At 71.2% G+C, this 15,132-nt stretch carries 15 protein-coding genes; 7 read left to right on the plus strand and 8 right to left on the minus strand.

Annotated elements, in window-relative coordinates:
* Positions 1 to 93: 93 nt before the first annotated feature.
* Positions 94 to 741 carry a L,D-transpeptidase gene (locus AC07FT_RS33130; RefSeq protein ID WP_254744655.1) on the minus strand — a complete coding sequence of 216 codons (648 nt, stop codon included), beginning with the start codon at positions 739 to 741 and terminating at the stop codon, positions 94 to 96.
* Positions 742 to 990: 249 nt separating this feature from the next.
* Complete coding sequence (locus AC07FT_RS33135) at positions 991 to 1,344, minus strand: hypothetical protein (RefSeq protein ID WP_254744394.1); 354 nt, start codon at positions 1,342 to 1,344, stop codon at positions 991 to 993.
* A 309-nt stretch (positions 1,345 to 1,653) separates the two neighbouring features.
* On the opposite strand from AC07FT_RS33135, the gene AC07FT_RS33140 reads away from it, so the two are divergent.
* From AC07FT_RS33140 to AC07FT_RS33150, 3 genes are all read left to right on the plus strand, one after another.
* The gene (locus tag AC07FT_RS33140) at positions 1,654 to 2,709 is read left to right on the plus strand and encodes a C40 family peptidase (protein WP_479179777.1); all 1,056 of its coding nucleotides are present in this window, start codon (positions 1,654 to 1,656) and stop codon (positions 2,707 to 2,709) included.
* Between the two features lie 300 nt (positions 2,710 to 3,009).
* Positions 3,010 to 4,863 carry a DnaA ATPase domain-containing protein gene (locus AC07FT_RS33145; RefSeq protein WP_479179779.1) on the plus strand — a complete coding sequence of 618 codons (1,854 nt, stop codon included), beginning with the start codon at positions 3,010 to 3,012 and terminating at the stop codon, positions 4,861 to 4,863.
* Positions 4,864 to 4,911: 48 nt separating this feature from the next.
* Positions 4,912 to 5,886, plus strand: coding sequence for a homoserine dehydrogenase (locus tag AC07FT_RS33150; protein ID WP_479179781.1), 975 nt, complete (start codon positions 4,912 to 4,914; stop codon positions 5,884 to 5,886).
* On the opposite strand, the gene AC07FT_RS33155 is transcribed toward AC07FT_RS33150, so the two are convergent.
* Together AC07FT_RS33155 and AC07FT_RS33160 are read right to left on the minus strand one after the other, a co-directional pair.
* A complete protein-coding gene (locus AC07FT_RS33155) occupies positions 5,887 to 6,126 on the minus strand; it encodes a DUF397 domain-containing protein (RefSeq protein WP_479179782.1) in 240 nt (79 codons plus the stop codon).
* Complete coding sequence (locus AC07FT_RS33160) at positions 6,123 to 6,932, minus strand: helix-turn-helix domain-containing protein (protein WP_479179834.1); 810 nt, start codon at positions 6,930 to 6,932, stop codon at positions 6,123 to 6,125. The genes AC07FT_RS33155 and AC07FT_RS33160 overlap by 4 nt, the downstream gene beginning before the upstream one ends.
* A gap of 104 nt (positions 6,933 to 7,036) precedes the next feature.
* Here AC07FT_RS33160 and AC07FT_RS33165 point away from each other — a divergent pair, with 104 nt between their 5' ends.
* Entirely contained in the window at positions 7,037 to 7,459 is a 423-nt protein-coding gene (locus AC07FT_RS33165; RefSeq protein WP_471201102.1) for an ATP-binding protein, read from the plus strand.
* Here the strand turns inward: AC07FT_RS33165 and AC07FT_RS33170 are convergent.
* Positions 7,440 to 8,087 carry a TetR/AcrR family transcriptional regulator gene (locus AC07FT_RS33170; protein WP_479179783.1) on the minus strand — a complete coding sequence of 216 codons (648 nt, stop codon included), beginning with the start codon at positions 8,085 to 8,087 and terminating at the stop codon, positions 7,440 to 7,442. The genes AC07FT_RS33165 and AC07FT_RS33170 overlap by 20 nt on opposite strands.
* A gap of 101 nt (positions 8,088 to 8,188) precedes the next feature.
* Between AC07FT_RS33170 and AC07FT_RS33175 the strand changes: the two genes are divergently transcribed.
* The 3 genes from AC07FT_RS33175 (at position 8,189) to AC07FT_RS33185 (ending at position 11,022) form a co-directional block, all read left to right on the plus strand.
* On the plus strand, positions 8,189 to 9,718 hold the full coding sequence (locus tag AC07FT_RS33175) for an FAD-dependent monooxygenase (RefSeq protein WP_479179785.1): 1,530 nt from the start codon (positions 8,189 to 8,191) through the stop codon (positions 9,716 to 9,718).
* An 81-nt stretch (positions 9,719 to 9,799) separates the two neighbouring features.
* Positions 9,800 to 10,432, plus strand: a complete 633-nt coding sequence (locus AC07FT_RS33180) for a lipoprotein (protein ID WP_479179786.1) — start codon at positions 9,800 to 9,802, stop codon at positions 10,430 to 10,432.
* Positions 10,433 to 10,518: 86 nt separating this feature from the next.
* Positions 10,519 to 11,022 (plus strand): hypothetical protein, encoded by a 504-nt coding sequence (locus tag AC07FT_RS33185; protein WP_479179788.1) that lies wholly within the window; start codon positions 10,519 to 10,521, stop codon positions 11,020 to 11,022.
* Positions 11,023 to 11,051: 29 nt separating this feature from the next.
* Here the strand turns inward: AC07FT_RS33185 and AC07FT_RS33190 are convergent, their stop codons facing one another.
* The 3 genes from AC07FT_RS33190 to AC07FT_RS33200 form a co-directional block, all read right to left on the minus strand.
* A complete protein-coding gene (locus AC07FT_RS33190) occupies positions 11,052 to 11,786 on the minus strand; it encodes a LuxR C-terminal-related transcriptional regulator (protein WP_479179789.1) in 735 nt (244 codons plus the stop codon).
* Positions 11,783 to 13,060 carry a PspC domain-containing protein gene (locus AC07FT_RS33195; protein ID WP_479179790.1) on the minus strand — a complete coding sequence of 426 codons (1,278 nt, stop codon included), beginning with the start codon at positions 13,058 to 13,060 and terminating at the stop codon, positions 11,783 to 11,785. Before AC07FT_RS33195 ends, AC07FT_RS33190 begins: the two co-directional genes overlap by 4 nt.
* 99 nt (positions 13,061 to 13,159) lie before the next feature.
* On the minus strand, positions 13,160 to 14,983 hold the full coding sequence (locus tag AC07FT_RS33200; protein ID WP_479179791.1) for a serine/threonine-protein kinase: 1,824 nt from the start codon (positions 14,981 to 14,983) through the stop codon (positions 13,160 to 13,162).
* Positions 14,984 to 15,132: the final 149 nt, after the last annotated feature.

Below are 15,132 nucleotides of genomic sequence, written 5' to 3' on the forward strand. Positions count from 1 at the left end.
CCCCCGCCCCCCCCCCCCCCCACCCCACCCCTCCCCCCCCCCCCCCCCCCCCGCCCCCCCCCCCCCCCCCCCCCCCCCGCTCGGGGGTGACGGTCACGTGCCGGGCTTGCGCCCGTAGACGTAGACGTCGTCGCCGTTCTTCAGCAGGCTCCAGTACTTCTTGGCGTCGGACTTGTTCATGTTGACGCAGCCGTGGGAGCCGGGCGGGGACCACACGCTGCCCGCGATCGAGTGGAACGCCTGACCGCCGTCGAAGAACTGGCTGTACGGCATGGCCACGTCGTAGATCGTCGACCAGTGGTCGATGTTCCGCCAGTAGATCTTCTTCAGCCCGGTCCGGGTCTCATAGCCGTTCCGTCCGGTGCGCACCGGCACCGGTCCGTAGACCAGCCGGGAGCCGTCCTGGACCCAGCTGAGCTGGCGGGTGAGGTCGACACAGGCGATCCGGCCCTTGTTGGTGGGGCACTTCCGCGCCGCGTTGGGGTTGTGGCCCGCCGCCTTCTGCGCGTTCTTCAGGCTCATCACGCCCCATGTGACGGGCCCCGCGTAACCGATGGTCGGGCTGATCCCGTGGTTGATCTGGAACTTCTGGATCGCCAGACAGTCGGTGCGCGACTGCCGTCCGTCCACCGGGCGGCCGAGGTACTTCTCGACCTTCTTCTGGTACGGCCCGGTGTCCGTCGTACACGACGACGCCGCCTGGGCCGGGGTGGCCAGGGCGACCGCGAGCGGCATCACCATGCCCGCGAGGCCCAGCGCGACACCCGCACGCCGTATCCGCCTGGTCCCGAACCTCCGCAGGAACCCCGGGCCCTTGTCGCCCATGAGCTCTCTGTCTGCCCCCACAACCCCCATTGCCCGCTCCCTCCGGCCGTCTTGTGCACTTAAGACAGCGTGCGACTGCAAAGGGTTGCGTACGAATTGGTGTGCGGTATCAAGCCGTTATCGAACGCGGAACACGGGCGCGGAACACGGGCGCCCCGGGAAAGATCACGTCCACAGCACGGCGATGAAGATGTTCACCGTGGTGAGGGCACCCACCGCGCCGAACACCGGCGACTCCACCTTCTCCTCGTCCCGCTTCACATAGACCAGCGCCAGGATCACGATCAGCAACGCCATCTTGATGCCGATCTTGACGTTGTTGACGGAGCCGCCGTCGGCCTGGTTCAGCCCGACCAGCGCCACCCCGGTCACCAGCATGGTGAGCGCCCCGTGCAGCATTCCTGGGGTCATACGCGCGGTGCCCGCACTCATCTGCTTCATCTGGGAGAGGAATCCGCCCAGCAGCGCGGCGATACCGATGATGTGCAGACCGACGAAGGCGTGGATGAGTACGTCCATACTCACGGAGATTAGCGCCGTGCATAGCACCGCCTTTCACTCGGGTGGGCCCTGATCACGGCTTCGGTCACGGCCACCACGCAGTGCCACTCACCCCGCGCTCGGCGTGATCAGCCAGTGGTGCAGGAACGAAGAAATCCATCCATTCCCGTGCATCGCCCCGCACCACCCCCGTTCCCCGGCCTAGCTTCCTCCTCCAGACGGCAGCCCGCCCCCGTCAACCGAGGGTCCCCGCCTCATGGGTGGGCTGCCGTCCGACCCAGCACCACACCGAACCGCCAGCACAGCCCAGGAAGGTGTACCGCCGCCGTGGCGTCGCACAGGAAGTCGCGCAGCGGGCCCAAGCGCTCGCTCGTCAGCAGCACCGCCCGGACGGCCGCGCTCCTCGCCCTCACCGGCGCCGTCTCAGGGACCGCCCTCGAGGGCACCGGGCACGCCGACCCCCGCCTCACCACCGCTCAGGTGAAGGCCAGGGTCGACCGGTACCGGATGGAGGCCGAGGAGGCCGCGGAGAAGTACAACGGCGCCCGGGAGAAGACCGACAAGGCCCGCCGCGCACTGGGCGAGCTCCGCGACGAGGCCGCCCGCAGAACCGCCCGGCTGAACACCGCGCGCAACGCCCTCGGCGCGTACGCCACCGCCCAGTACCGGGCCGGTACCGTCGCCCCCACCCTCCAGCTCGCCCTGTCTTCCTCCCCGGACGAGTACCTCCAGCGGGCCTCGCTGGCAGAACGCGCGGCGGGACGCCAGGCCGCGACGATCACCGGCATCACCCGCCAGGAGAGGGCACTGCGCCGGGTGCGCGGCGCGGCGGCCGACCGCCTGGCCGAGTTACGCAGTTCGCAGGAGGCGCTCTCCCGCCACAAACGGGCCGTCGAGAAGAAGCTCGCCGCCGCCGACCGGCTGCTGGACCGGCTGACCGCCGAGCAGCGCCGCCGTCTGGCGGACCGGGAGCGGCCCGGCGCCCGGACCGCCCCCGCCGACGGCGGGGCCACCGCGCAGGCCCCCGCCACGACCGGCCGGGCCGCCCGCGCCGTCGCCTTCGCCCACGCGGCCCTCGGCAAGCCGTACGTCTGGGGCGCCACCGGACCCCACGGCTACGACTGTTCGGGGCTGACCCAGGCCGCCTGGAAGTCCGCCGGGGTCGCGCTGCCGCGCACCACGTACACCCAGATCAACGCGGGCCGCCGGATCGGCCGCTCCCAACTGGCCCCCGGCGACCTCGTCTTCTTCTACGCGGGCATCAGCCATGTGGGGATCTACATCGGCGACGGCCGCATGATCCACGCCCCCCATCCCGGCGCCCCGGTGAGGGTGGCCCCGATCGACCAGATGCCCTTCGCGGGCGCGAGTCGTCCCGTGTAGCGGACCGTGCAGCGGAACCCGACGAGGGGCGGGGCCGGGCGCCACACCGCGTACAGGACCGAGAGGCCCACGGCGACCGGCAGGACCGCCCCGGGGCTGACTCCGGCGTGGATGAGCACGATTCCGGTCACCAGGACGGCGAGGAATGCGGCGAGATCGGATCGTCCAGGAACGCTGTTCACTACGATTGCCTTTCTTGTCACGCCTCGTACGAGGCTGACTCCAGACTGGAACGGGCCGGGCGCGTTGCGGTAGTCGGCACAGTTGCCGACCGCCCGCAACACCCGAAGGGGACGCGACATGGGGAGCCTTGAACCGCTCGGCGGCCATCTGCCGGACGAGGCGCGCGAATTGGCGGCGGAGCTGCGGCGACTGTTCACCGGGCTGGGGGTGAGCGTGCGCCGGTACGCCGCGCGCCGCCACCGGGACGCCGGGTCGATATCCCGCTTCCTCAACGGGACCCGCGTCCCCGCCTGGGAGTTCGTCGCGGATCTGCTCACCGATGTGGCCGAGTGCCGGGGCGGTGCCGCGACTCCGGAGACCATGGAGCATCTGCGCGGACTGCACCGCCGCGCACTCGCCGCCAGCGGATCCCCGCTGCACCGCGTGGAGCTGCTGGAGCAGCAGCTGGTGGAGGCCGACCGGATGGCCCGGCGGTCCGCCGTCCGCGAGCAGGCCCTGGAGAACGCGTTGCTGGACGCGCAACACCGGGCCGCCGACCTGGAGACGCGGTTCCGCCAGTTACAGGCCGCCGCCGATGACCGCGAATGGGCCCTAGCCGACGCCGAGACCGCGCTGCGCGCCTACGAGGACCCGCTCGCGGCGCTGCGCAAGGAGCGGGACCAGCTCAAGGACCAGGTGGAGGTGTTGAGCAAGGAGCTCAAAGAGGCGCACACCCGCCGGATACGGGCCGAACAGCGCTGCAACGACCTGGAGCGGCAGCTCGTCACGGCGGAGGAGGAGGCCCGCGCCGGAGCCGCGCGCGAGGCGGAGCAGGAGGAACGGGCACAGGCGGCCCGCACCGAGGCGCTGGAGGAGGAGCTGCTGCGGCTCCGCCGCCGGGTGGAGGGCCTGGACGACCAGCTGGACGAGGAGCCCGAGTACTTCGTCACCGTCCCCGCGGGCGGCCCGGAGCGGACGCGGTCCGACACGGTGACGGCGGGCGGGCTCGACCGGCGCTACGCGTTCGAGAACTTCGCCGTCGAGCCGTCCAACCGCTTCGCGCACGACCTGGCCGTGGCCGTGGCCGAGGTCCCGGCGCAGAACTACAACCCCCTCGTCATCCACGGCGACCACGGCCTGGGGAAGACCCATCTGCTGCACGCCATAGGCCACTACACCCGCAGCCTCTATCCGCGTACCCGGGCCCTGTACATCGACTGCCGGCGGCTGGTCGGGCTGTTGCGGGTCCCGGAGGCCGACATCCTGCTGATCGACGACATCCAGCCGCTGGACGGCGGGGACAGCGGGGCGCTGAAGTCGGCGCAGCGCGGGCGGCTGCTGCATGTCCTGGACGATCTGCTGGGCGCGGGCAAACAGGTCGTCCTCACCTCCTCACGCCCCCTGGCGTCGATGCGGCTGGACCCGGAGCTGCGCGAGCGGCTGAGCGGCGGGCTGCCGGTGGGCATGGGGGTGCCCGACGACGACACCCGGCGCGCGGTGCTCCGGATGAAGGCCGAACGGGAACGGCTCGACGTCCCGCCGGCCGTCCTGGAGATCATCGCCGCCCGCGCCGGGCGGAACATCCGGGAGCTGGAGGGGGCCCTGGTCCGGGTGTCCGCCTTCGCCAGCCTCAACCGGAGCCCGATCGACCTCCTCCTCACGGAGACCGTCCTCAACGACATGGCGCGCGGGGTGGGCGCGGAGACCACCGGCGAGGACATCATCCGCGCCACCGCCGACTACTTCGGGCTGACCGTCGAGGATCTGCGCGGCCCCGAGCGGGCCCGGGTCCGGGTGACCGCCCGGCAGATCGCCATGTACCTGTGCCGCGAGCTGACGGAGTACTCCGTGCCGACCATCGCCGCCTTCCTCGGCGGCCGGGACCCCAGCGCGGTCCTCAACGCCGACCGGAAGATCCGCGCCCTGATGAGTGAGCGCCGCTCCATCTACAACCAGGTCACCGAGCTGACCAGCCGCCTCCTCTTCAGCTGAGGACCGGGTGGGACCGGGTGCGACCGGGTGGGGGTGAAGACTGGGGCCATGACCTCCCACGCCCCGGTGGTGCTGTCGGGCTACGGCCCGGTGGGCCGCGCCTACGCCGACCGTCTCCTGACCGCCTCCGGTGACAGCCCGCTGCGGCTCGCCGCCGTCCGCACCAGCGCCGCCGAACGCACCGCGCCCCTGCTCTCCCCGGGTCCGCTGCCGCCGCTCGCCGAAACCCTGGAGCGCACCGGGGCGGTGGTGCTGGCGCAGGCGGTGCCGTCCTCCCCCGCGGTACGCGAGCGGGCCGCGGCGGACGCGCTGCTCGCGCTGAGCCGCGGGGTGCACGTGGTGTCCGCCACCAAGAGCCATCTGCTCAGCCACTGGGCCGAGTTGGGCCGGGCGGCGGCCGAGGGCGGCGCCCTGATCCGCATCTCGGGCGCCACCGGGGCCGCGCTGCCCGCCGCGGACACCGCCAGGACGGGGGTGCGCGGCCTCGGCTGCCGTACGCTCCGCGCCTGCCCCACCGGTACCGCCACCTTCGTGCTGGACCGGCTGGCCGCCGGGGATCCGTTCCCCGCCGCCGTGGCGGAGGCCCGGCGGCGCGGGATCGCCGAGGCCGACCCGTCGGCCGACCTCTCCGGCGCCGACGCGGCCACCAAGGCCCGGCTGCTGGCCGCCCTGCTGTGGGGGTGGGACGCGGCGGCCGTGCGCACCGATCTCGACGGCGCCGGGATCGACGACGGCACGGCCGAGCGGGCCCGCGCCGCCGCCGCGCGGGGCCACCGGCTGCGCGCGGTCGCCACCGCCTCGGCCGGGGAGCCGCTCATGGTCCGGGTCCGGCTGGAGGAGACCGCGCCGGGCGATCCGCTGTACGCCCTGCTCGGGCCGGAGAAGGCCGTGGTCTACGGCTGTGAGGCGGGCGACATCGCGGTGAGCGGCGGGGCCTCCAGCCCGCTCGGCGCGGCCCTGGCCATGGTCAAGGACACCCTGGACGTCGCCGTACCGAGGGGCTTCGGCTTCGGCGTCAGCTGATCAGCGGGCGCTGAAGGCTATGAACTCGGCCCAGGCGGCGGGCGACACGGTCAGCTGAGCTCCGGCCACCTGCTTGGAGTCGCGGATGTGGACGACTTCAGGGCAGGTGACAACCTCTACGCAGTTGCCGCCCTCGGTGCCGCTGTGGCTGGACTTGTGCCAGGGCATGGCGACCTCGACGCAGGCACCGCCCTCATCGTTGCTGTAGCTGGACTTGAACCACACGAGCCCGTCGCTCATAGCTCCTCCGCCAGGTTTCTGATGAAACGCGCTGACTCCTCAGGGCTGAGGGCCTGCCGAACGATCATGTCATGGCGGCGTGTTACAACACTGACCTTCTCCGGGTCGGCAAACAGCACACCTGTGGTCTGGCCCTCTTCGTACGCGAGATGTTCATGCTCGGGCGTCTCCAGCAAGACGAACGGCCCTCGGAGCCCAGGATGAACACCTCTGTTGGTCGGCATGACTTGGACAGTCACGTTGCGCGGCTCACCTGCTTCCACCAGGTGCTCCAGCTGGCGCTTATGCGCGTCAGGACCTCCAACGCGACGTCGCAGAACCGACTCCTCCACAACAAAGTTGAACGACTTCGTCTGCTTCTGCAACAGGGGTTGTCGCTCCAACCGAGCAGCCAGCCGTTCCTCGATCGTCTCGTCATCCAGGGGCGGCAGATATGAGCCGAGCAGCTCGCGGATGTACTCGTCGGTCTGCAACAGCCCCGGTACGAACTGAGGTTCGTACCAACTGATGGCGATGGCCTCCGCTTCATATCGCATGAAGTCCTGCGAATATGTCGGAAACTTTTCCGGCTTCAAGTATTCATTCGCCGCGACGAGCAACCCCCGCGCACCGAACATCTGGTCCGCAACCTCAAGTACCCGCAGGGTCGGCTTCCGCCGCCCCTGCTCCATCGACTTGATGCTCTCGAACTCGTAGTTGGCCTCCTTGGCCAGCTCCTCCCGGGTGATACCCGCCTGCGTACGCCACATCTTGAGCTGGTTTCCGCAGTACCGCCAGGACATCGGCGGCTGGGAACTCCCTTCCATGACCGTCACCAGGTCCTCCCTCCCTGAGTCACCTCACGTACGCACACGCTCCGTACCTGCGTCGTTACTGCGCGACCCTACGCCTGACCAGCAGCATTCCGGCCATGAATGCCCCAACTTCCCCACCTCCGAGGGACATCGAATGGCGTTTACCGCGCCATCCGCGCAGTGTCGGCCGCGCCCGTGTGCTCCTCCGTGAACAGGCGCGTTCCTGGGACCTCCCGGAAGAGGTGACGGAGACCGCCGCGCTGCTCCTCAGCGAACTGATGACCAACGCGTGCCGACACGCCCGCGTATCCCCAGGCCGGGAGGTCCACGCACGCTGCGTAGTGCGTGACGAGAAGCTGCGGGTGGAGGTGTCGGACGCCAGCGATGTGATGCCTCAGCCCCGGCAGGCGGCGCCTGAGGACGAGTCGGGGCGCGGACTGGCGCTGATCGCGGCGCTCGCGGACGGATGGGACGCCGAGCGGCGTCCGTGCGGTATCGGGAAGACGGTGTGGTTCGAACTCAAGCTGGTGGGGGTGTGAACGCGGTCGCGAGACCGTTCTCCAGCAGCCCGAAGGCGCGTTCGGCGTCGCGGACCGCGTCCGGGTAGCGCGCGTCGGCGCTCTGGCCGGAGGCCACACGGTCGAAGTTGTCCATGGACAGGGCCCACTGGACGGCGATGAGCTGGGCGGCGGCCACGCGGGCGACGAGGTCCGGCACCTCCGTGGTGTCGCACAGGGCCTCCGCGAGGGCCCGCTCGCTGCCCATCTTGAAGCGCTGCATGCGGTCGACCAGGGTCGGGTTCTCGAAGATCAGCCCGGTGAGCGCGAGGAGCGCGGGATGGTCGCAGAGGCCGGTGATGGGGTCGCGGCGGCGCAGCCCGTCGAGGAAGTGCGCGCGGAGGGCGGCCGGCGGGGCGGTGTGCGGCGGACGCGCCCGCACCACCTCGGCGGGTTCGGTCTCGTGGTCGGCCATGCGGTGCACCACGAGGTCTTCCTTGGTCGTGAAGTACGCGAAGAGCGTGCGCTTGGAGACCTCGGCGGCCTCGGCGATCTGGGCCACGGAGACCTCGGCGAAGCCGTGCTCCAGGAAGAGGGCGATCGCCGCTTCGGAGATCGCCGTACGGGTCCGCTGCTTCTTGCGTTCGCGCAATCCGGGCTGGTCGGTCACGGCGTCGACGATACCAGGAGCACTGCACTTGGTAGATTTCTGCACCTGGTATACATTCCTACTCAGTGAAGCGAACCGGCGCTGTGATGACGGAGGCTGTGATGAACGCTGTGGTGACGCAGATCGCGACGGAGATCGAGACGGATGTCGTGATCGTGGGAGCGGGGCCGACGGGGCTGACCCTGGCGCACGAACTGGCGCTGGCCGGGGTACGGGCCGTGGTGCTGGAGCGGCTGGAGGAGCGGCTGAAGCAGGTGAAGGGCGGGACCGTCCAGCCGCGTACGGCCGAGATGCTGGAGCTGCGCGGACTGCTGGAGCCGATGCTGGAGCGGCCCACGGCGCGGGAGGGATCGGGCGGGCACTTCGCGCTGCTGCCGGTGGAGCTCGACGGCGCCCCGTGGGACACCCGGCGCCCGAACCCGATCGGGCTGCCGCAGTGGGAGATCGAGGAGGTGCTGGAGGAGCGGGCCACCGCGCTGGGCGCGGAGGTGCGGCGCGGCACCGGCGTGACGGCGGTCGAACAGGTCGCCGACGGGGTGACGCTGACGACGTCGGACGGCTGCCGCGTCCGGGCCCGGTACGCGGTCGCGTGCGACGGCGGGCGCAGCACGGTGCGCAAGCTGCTGGGACTGAACTTCCCCGGCCGCCCCGGTACGTATCTGGCCGTACTGGCGGACGTCCGGCTGTCGTCGGCCTCGGCGCTGGTGCCGCAGGAGCCGGGGCACATCAGCACGCTGACCCGGCGGACGGAGGACTACTGGACGATGATGGTGCCGCTGGGCGAGAACCGGTACCGGCTCACCTTCGGTCATCTGAAGGCGCCGGAGACCGACCGGGACACCCCGGTGACCGAGGCGGAGATCAGCGCGGCACTGCGGGCGGTGTTCGGGGAGGAGACGGTGCTCGCCGGGGTGGACAATTCCTCGCGGTTCTCGGACGCCACCCGGCAGATCGAGAACTACCGCGCGGGGCGGGTGCTGTTCGCGGGGGACGCGGCGCACATCCACCCGCCGCTGGGCGGGCAGGGGTTGAACCTCGGCGTCCAGGACGCGTTCAACCTGGGCTGGAAGCTGGCGGCGGTGGTGCGGGGCGAGGCGCCGGACGGACTGCTGGACACCTACCAGGCCGAACGGCATCCGGTGGCGGCCCGGGTGCTGCACCACACCTCGGCACAGCGGGTACTGGCCGATCCGTACCCCACACCGGACGTGGCGGCGCTGCGCGACATCATGACCGACCTGATGCGGCTGCCGGACGCCAACCGCCGGCTGGCGGGGCTGATGTCGGGGCTGGGACTGCGCTACGAACTGCCGGGCACCCATCCGCTCACCGGCGCGCGGCTGCCGGACGCCGCACTGTCCGTGGCCGACCGGGAGATACGGCTGTCGGAGCTGTTCGGGGCGGGGCACGCGGTGCTGCTGGACCTGACCGGCGCGGTCCCGGCGGAGACGCGGCTCCCGGAGCGGGTGGACCTGGTCCGGGCGCGGGCCCTCGGCTCGGCGCCGGAGGCGGCCGTCCTGCTCATCCGCCCCGACGGCTACGTGAGTTGGGCGGCCGACGACGCCGACACCTGCCGTACGGAACTGTCCACCGCCCTGGCCGCGCTCCTCGGCGGAACGCCCGGCGCATAAGGACGAGCGCATGGCGCACGACATCGGATACGCTGCGGCGAATTTTCAAACGATCGTGCACTCAGGTGGGGATATACCGAAATGCAGCATATGCGGCGGTGGGTGGCGGGGGCGGTCGGCGTCATGGCCATGGCGGGGTCGCTGACCGGCTGTCTCTTCGAGACGGACGGCAAGGACGACAAGGCCGGCGCCCCGTCCGGGCCCAAGCTGGGCGACAAGGGCACCGCGTGCGAACTGCCGGTGCGGTTCACCCTGGAGAAGCCCTGGAAGGCCAAGGCGGTGGGCAAGGATGTCCAGGAGCGGATCGGCCCGCTGGCCGACCAGGGCCCGGTGACCATCGTGTGCGAGCTGGACGCCAAGCCCGCGGGGCACATCGGCTTCATCCGCGTCCTGACCGGCACCAAGGACACCGCCGCCCCGGGCGGCACGTCCCGCGCCCTGATGCGCGCGTTCGTGAAGGACGCGAACTTCGAGAGTCAGGTGAAGCTGCGCGAGGTCAAGGCCGGTGACCTGCCCGCCACCGAGGCCACCTACCAGACCACCGACCTCGCCGCCGGAAAGATCAGGCCCGTACGGGCCCTGGCCGTGATGACCGACCACGGCGGCGTGGTCCTCGAACTCGGCGGCATGGACGCCGAGGAGCACAAGGCGATGCTGCCCGCCTTCCGCCTGGCGAAGGAGTCCATGGAGAAGACGGGCGGCAAGAACGGCTGACGGCCCGTGGGCAGACAGCGGGCGCGGTGCCTGTCGCGCCCTCGAACAACGCCCGGCCGGGAACCGGACACTCATAGGGTGAGCCAATGGGCTTCTTCGACAAACTGAACGGCACGAAACACCCCAGCAGTGGCGTCACACCGTGGTCGGCCGAAGAGCTGCATGCCGCGCTGCTCGGCCTCAACGGGCCTGATCTCCCCTGGGTTGTACGTGATGGCACTCCGGAAGATGTCGATCTGGTCGCGGAGTGGCGGATCAGGGAGCCGGCCTGGCGAACCTTCTTCGTCAGGTCCCAGCTGAGCCGGACCATGGAAATCCGGATGCGCCTCGTTCCGAAGAACCGCGAGGTCCGCGTCCTCGAACGGCATGGGGAGGTCAACTGGGTCGGCGGCGTGCCGGTGTCGAAGAATGTCGGCCGTGGGCCGGCAACGACGAGTTCCCGGCACTGGGCCATCGGCCGGGGAGCCGATGGCCGTCTCGAGATGACGGAGACGTTCCGCTTCGACACCTCTCAGCTCAAGGATCCCGTGCAGAATGCGGTCCTCACGGCAGGGTGGACATGGCGCGGCGTGCTCTTCGGCCAGCCGTGATCAGCTGATCAGGCGCTGACCCGCCCGCCTCAGACCAGGCGGCGGGCCGCGGCCCAGCGGGTGAGTTCGTGGCGGTTGGAGAGCTGGAGTTTGCGGAGGACCGCGGAGACGTGGCTCTCGACCGTCTTCACCGAGATGAAGAGCTGCTTCGCGATTTCCTTGTAGGCGTAGCCGCGGGCGATCAGGCGGAGGACCTCGCGTTCGCGCTGGGTGAGGCGGTCCAGGTCCTCGTCGACGGGCGGGGCGTCGGTGGAGGCGAAGGCGTCGAGGACGAAGCCCGCGAGGCGGGGGGAGAAGACCGCGTCGCCGTCGGAGACCCGGAAGACGGCGTCGACCAGGTCGGTGCCGGTGATGGTCTTGGTGACGTAGCCGCGGGCGCCGCCGCGGATGACGCCGATGACGTCCTCGGCGGCGTCCGAGACGGAGAGCGCGAGGAAGCGCACCGGGCGTTCCGGGTCGGCCATCAGGGCGGCGCTGCGGCGCAGTACCTCGACGCCTCCACCGCCGGGGAGGTGGACGTCCAGCAGGACCACCTCGGGGCGGGTCGCGCCGATCACGGTGACCGCCTGGTCGACGTCGGCGGCCTCGCCGACCACCTCGACACCGGTGCGGGCGGTCTCGCCGATCTCGGCCTGGACGCCGGTGCGGAACATCCGGTGGTCGTCGACGAGCACCACACGGACGCGCCGGCCCGACGCGCCGTCGTCGGCGCCCGTCGCGCCCGTCGCGCCGCTGTCGTGGGTGCCGCCCGTCGCCTCGGTCATGTCGTCGCCCTCTCCATCTCCAGCTCCACTTCCGTGCCCCCGTCGGGCGCGGACCTCAGCCTGGCCGTGCCGCCGTGCCGCTGCATCCGGCCGATGATCGACTCACGGACGCCCATCCGGTCCTCCGGCACCGCGTCGAGGTCGAAGCCGGGGCCCCGGTCGCGCACGGAGACGAACACCGTGGCCCCCTCGACCTCGGCGTAGACCTGGACGGCCCCGCCCTCGCCACCGTACTTGGCGGCGTTGACCATCGCCTCGCGGGCGGCCTGGACCTGCGCGCCCAGCCGCTCGTCCAGCGGGCAGTCGCCGACGACCACGACCTCGATCGGGACCCCGTGGTGGTCCTCCACCTCGGCGGCCGTCCTCTTCACCGCCTCGGCCAGGGTGTCCGGCTCCTCGTCCTCGTCCTTGCCGGTGCCCTCGGGCCGGTAGAGCCAGGCGCGCAGTTCGCGCTCCTGGGCGCGGGCCAGCCGGGCCACCTCGCGGGAGTCCTCCGCGTTCCGCTGGATCAGGGTGAGGGTGTGCAGCACCGAGTCGTGCACATGGGCGGCCACCTCGGCACGCTCCTGGGCGCGGATGCGCATCAGCCGCTCCTCGGAGAGGTCCTGCGTCATCCGGACCACATAGGGACCGGCGAGCAGCGCGATGCCGACGATCACGGCCAGGGCGGCCTGGAGCACGGCTCCCAGGTGCTTGGCCGACCCCTGGAGCACCACGATGCCGGTGACCCCCGCCCCGACCAGCAGCACCCCCGCGGCGCCCCGCGCCAGCGGCAGGACCCGCTTGCTGCGGCTCAGCTCGACCCACTGGGCCCTGCGCGCGTTGTCCGCCTGCCGCCAGAAGAGGGCGACACCGGCGCCGATCAGCAGCAGCGGCCAGATGTAGGTGTTGGCACGGCCCAGGTGGAAGCCCTGGATGAAGATCGCCATCCCGATGAGGAGGGCCAGCAGTGCGAGGATCTGGCCCCGGTCGGGCCGGCGCGCCAGGATCCGGCGGCGGCCGTCGGGGCCCTGGGTGACCAGCGGGCGGGTGGTGGTCGTCTCCACGCCGCCGACACCGAGCGGGACGACGAACCAGAAGAGGGCGTAGACCAGGGCACCGAAGCCCTCGGCCATGAACAGCGCGACGAAGACGATGCGCACCCAGGAGACCGGCAGCCCCATGTGCCCGGCGAGCCCGCGCGCGACACCGCCCAGCAGCCGCCCCTCCGCACTGCGGTACAGCTTGCGCGGCGGCGGCTCGGCGGGGACGGTCGGGGACGCGGGGGCGGTCATGCCCCGATCGTCACACGGCCGGGGCTGCCGCGGTATCAGGGTCGCCCCTGATCGATCCCGGAGTGGCCGATCCCGCAGTGGCCGGGACCGGTCCGGGGGTCACTTGATGACGAAGCCCTCGCGGAGCGCGTCGAAGACAGGTCGGTATGTCGACCAGTCCGCATCCGGCGCGCTGATGTAGAGGGCGTACTGATCGCCGCCTTCTTTGCCGAAACCGAGGTCGATGGCGCGGAACATCCGCTCCTTGCCCTGGAACCTGAACTCCCACACCGCCGCGGTCTGGTCGCGGAACTTCGTCTTCTGAAGCCGCATCCGGTCGTAGATCGGATAGCCCTTCTGGAACCCTTTCTCAAGCTCCTCGAAGTGGGCGACCTGGTCCTTGGGCGCCAGGTCCAGGACGTTGACCTGAAGCCGGACCAGCCCCTCGGGGGCCAGGTAACGGACCTCCTGGGTCTTGTCGACGGCGCTTTCGGAGCCGGTGTCCCGGGTCCACCCGTCCGGCACCGGGAAGGAGACGCCGAGCTGCTTCTCCTTCACCACGTGGTAGCCCTCGGGGGTCGGCGGCGGGGTGTAGGCGGGCTGCTCGGTGGTGCGGGGCGCCGATGCGTCGGCGTTGTCGCCCGAACCCTGGACGCCGGGCAGCTCCTTGTCCAGGCCGAAGACGTAGACACCGGCCGCGACCGCCACGACGGACAGTGCGGAACCCGCCGCGATCCACTGCGACCTGCGGCTCTTCTTCGGCTGCGGGGTGGACCCGGAATCGCCGTGCTCCGCACCGGAGTCCGGGTGTCCGGGCCCCTGGGGCCCGGCCGGCGCTGCCGGTGCCGCGTGCCCGTGGGAGGCGACGGCGGAGGTGGGCGGCGTGTAGGACGTGGGTGGTGTGTACGACGAGGGCGGCGTGTGCGACGTAGGCGGTGTGTGCGACGGGTACGTCGTGGGTGGCGTGTGGTGCGTGGGTGTTGTGTACGACGTGGGCGGCGTATGGGGTACCGGAGGGTGGGATACCGGCGGCGTACCGGGCGACGCGGTCACATGGGTGGTGGACCCCGACGGTGACTCACCCGGGGCCGGGCCGAAGCCCGGAATCGGCAGCGCCGTGGTCTCGGCCTCCGAGGCCGGGATCCGCAGCGCCCGTTCGGTGTCCTCGGCCGACGGCCGGTGTTCGGGGTCCTTCGCGAGCAGCGCCTCGATCAGCGGGGTCAGCGCCCCGGCCCGGGTCGGCGGGTCCAGCGGGTCCACCGCGATGGCGTAACCGGTCTCGATGGCGGTGGCCTTGCGGAACGGCGCCCGTCCCTCGACCGCCTGATAGAGGGTCGCTCCCAGCGCCCACAGATCGGAGGCGGGGCCGGGGGTGCGGCCGCGCACCCGTTCGGGCGCGATGTAGTCGATGGAGCCCACCACTTCACCCGTTTTGGTGAGGGTGGACGTGCCGGTGGCCATCGCGATGCCGAAGTCGGTGAGCACGACCCGGCCTTGGGGACCGAGCAGTACGTTGCCGGGTTTGACATCGCGGTGCAGGACGCCCGCCGCGTGTGCGGCGCGCAGCGCGGCGATCATGCCGCGGCCGATACGGGCGGCGTCGGCGGGCGACACCGTGCCGCCGTCCTTGAGCAGATCGGCCAGGGTCGTGGAGGGCACGTACTCCATGACGATGCACGGCAACCCCTCGTGGTCCACGACGTCATGGACCACCACCACGTTGGGGTGGGTGATACGGGCCGCGCTGCGCGCCTCACGGCGGGTGCGCTCATGCAACGTCGTCAGTTCGTCGTCGGTCAGGTGCATCGAGACGTGCAGCTGTTTGACCGCGACCTGGCGGCCCAGCAGTTCGTCCTCGGCGCGCCACACCGTGCCCATGCCGCCGCGGCCGACTTTCTCGACCAGCCGGTAGCGACCGGCTATCAGCCGCCCTTCCTCCGACACCGCGTTCCCCTCCCGCTTACCCGGCCCGGCAGCCACTACCGCGTCCCGCATATGTTCGATGGGCCACGATAGCCGCCGCGGCCTCCGGGGCGATCTCAGGGAAGCCCCAGGGATGTGCCGGATACCGCCGCGCGCCCCCAGTTGTCACC

Source organism: Streptomyces sp. NPDC045899 (assembly GCF_056431485.1).